This window comes from Cytobacillus sp. OWB-43 (genome assembly GCF_034651445.1).
Classification (GTDB): domain Bacteria; phylum Bacillota; class Bacilli; order Bacillales; family Cytobacillaceae; genus Cytobacillus; species Cytobacillus kochii.
The window spans coordinates 1-2,880 of sequence record NZ_JAYEFF010000014.1 but is presented as its reverse complement, the minus strand read 5'-3'; the positions used below and the strand labels follow the sequence as shown (position 1 = coordinate 2,880).

The 2,880-nt window shown below is 52.4% G+C and carries 1 rRNA gene; it reads right to left on the bottom strand.

The annotated features are described in order from the left end of the window. Positions 1–2,878 (bottom strand): 23S ribosomal RNA (locus tag U9M49_RS22560); the annotation flags it as partial. Positions 2,879–2,880 lie beyond the last annotated feature (2 nt).

The window sequence follows — 2,880 nt, the reverse complement described above, 5'->3', positions numbered from 1 at the left end:
CACCTCTAACCTATCAACCTGATCATCTTTCAGGGATCTTACTAGCTTGCGCTATGGGAAATCTCATCTCGAGGGGGGCTTCATGCTTAGATGCTTTCAGCACTTATCCCTTCCGCACATAGCTACCCAGCGATGCCTTTGGCAAGACAACTGGTACACCAGCGGTGCGTCCATCCCGGTCCTCTCGTACTAAGGACAGCTCCTCTCAAATTTCCTGCGCCCACGACGGATAGGGACCGAACTGTCTCACGACGTTCTGAACCCAGCTCGCGTACCGCTTTAATGGGCGAACAGCCCAACCCTTGGGACCGACTACAGCCCCAGGATGCGATGAGCCGACATCGAGGTGCCAAACCTCCCCGTCGATGTGGACTCTTGGGGGAGATAAGCCTGTTATCCCCGGGGTAGCTTTTATCCGTTGAGCGATGGCCCTTCCATGCGGAACCACCGGATCACTAAGCCCGACTTTCGTCCCTGCTCGACTTGTAGGTCTCGCAGTCAAGCTCCCTTGTGCCTTTACACTCTACGAATGATTTCCAACCATTCTGAGGGAACCTTTGGGCGCCTCCGTTACTCTTTAGGAGGCGACCGCCCCAGTCAAACTGCCCACCTGACACTGTCTCCCATCCCGATAAGGGATGTGGGTTAGAATTTCAATACAGCCAGGGTAGTATCCCACCGACGCCTCCACCGAAGCTAGCGCTCCGGCTTCTAAGGCTCCTACCTATCCTGTACAAGCTGTACCAAAATTCAATATCAGGCTACAGTAAAGCTCCACGGGGTCTTTCCGTCCTGTCGCGGGTAACCTGCATCTTCACAGGTACTATAATTTCACCGAGTCTCTCGTTGAGACAGTGCCCAGATCGTTACGCCTTTCGTGCGGGTCGGAACTTACCCGACAAGGAATTTCGCTACCTTAGGACCGTTATAGTTACGGCCGCCGTTTACTGGGGCTTCGATTCAAAGCTTCGCGTGAGCTAACCTCTCCTCTTAACCTTCCAGCACCGGGCAGGCGTCAGCCCCTATACTTCGCCTTGCGGCTTCGCAGAGACCTGTGTTTTTGCTAAACAGTCGCCTGGGCCTATTCACTGCGGCTCATCAAGGCTTTAACACCCTAATGAGCACCCCTTCTCCCGAAGTTACGGGGTCATTTTGCCGAGTTCCTTAACGAGAGTTCTCTCGCTCACCTTAGGATTCTCTCCTCGCCTACCTGTGTCGGTTTGCGGTACGGGCACCTTATTCCTCGCTAGAGGCTTTTCTTGGCAGTGTGGAATCAAGAACTTCGGTACTAAATTTCCCTCGCTATCACAGCTCAAGGTATGTGACCATGGGATTTGCCTCATGGTCCCTCTAACTGCTTAGACGCACATCCAATAGTGCGCTTACCCTATCCTCCTGCGTCCCCCCATCACTCAAACAGAATACGGTGGTACAGGAATATCAACCTGTTGTCCATCGCCTACGCTTTTCAGCCTCGGCTTAGGTCCCGACTAACCCTGAGCGGACGAGCCTTCCTCAGGAAACCTTAGGCATTCGGTGGATGGGATTCTCACCCATCTTTCGCTACTCATACCGGCATTCTCACTTCTAAGCGCTCCACCAGTCCTTACGGTCTAGCTTCAACGCCCTTAGAACGCTCTCCTACCACTGAACATCAACGATGTTCAATCCACAGCTTCGGTGATACGTTTAGCCCCGGTACATTTTCGGCGCGGAGTCACTCGACCAGTGAGCTATTACGCACTCTTTAAATGGTGGCTGCTTCTAAGCCAACATCCTGGTTGTCTAAGCAACTCCACATCCTTTTCCACTTAACGTATACTTTGGGACCTTAGCTGGTGGTCTGGGCTGTTTCCCTCTTGACTACGGATCTTATCACTCGCAGTCTGACTCCCATGGATAAATCTTTGGCATTCGGAGTTTGTCTGAATTCGGTAACCCGATGAGGGCCCCTAGTCCAAACAGTGCTCTACCTCCAAGATTCTTACGCATGAGGCTAGCCCTAAAGCTATTTCGGAGAGAACCAGCTATCTCCAAGTTCGATTGGAATTTCTCCGCTACCCACACCTCATCCCCGCACTTTTCAACGTACGTGGGTTCGGGCCTCCATCCAGTGTTACCTGGACTTCACCCTGGACATGGGTAGATCACCTGGTTTCGGGTCTACGACCACATACTCATTCGCCCTATTCAGACTCGCTTTCGCTACGGCTCCGTCTGTCCAACTTAACCTCGCATGTAATCGTAACTCGCCGGTTCATTCTACAAAAGGCACGCTATCACCCATTAACGGGCTCTAACTACTTGTAGGCACACGGTTTCAGGATCTCTTTCACTCCCCTTCCGGGGTGCTTTTCACCTTTCCCTCACGGTACTGGTTCACTATCGGTCACTAGGGAGTATTTAGCCTTGGGAGATGGTCCTCCCTGCTTCCGACGGGATTTCTCGTGTCCCGCCGTACTCAGGATCCACTCTGGAGGGAACGAAGTTTCAACTACAGGGCTTTTACCTCCTATGGCGGGCCTTTCCAGACCTCTTCGTCTATCTCGTTCCTTTGTAACTCCGTATAGAATGTCCTACAACCCCAAGAGGCAAGCCTCTTGGTTTGGGCTAATCCCGTTTCGCTCGCCGCTACTCAGGGAATCGCGTTTGCTTTCTCTTCCTCCGGGTACTTAGATGTTTCAGTTCCCCGGGTCTGCCTTCCATACCCTATGTATTCAGGTATGGATCCTATCCCATAACGGATAGGGGGTTTCCCCATTCGGAAATCTCCGGATCAAAGCTTACTTACAGCTCCCCGAAGCATATCGGTGTTAGTCCCGTCCTTCATCGGCTCCTAGTGCCAAGGCATTCACCGTGCGCCCTTATTAACTTAACCAT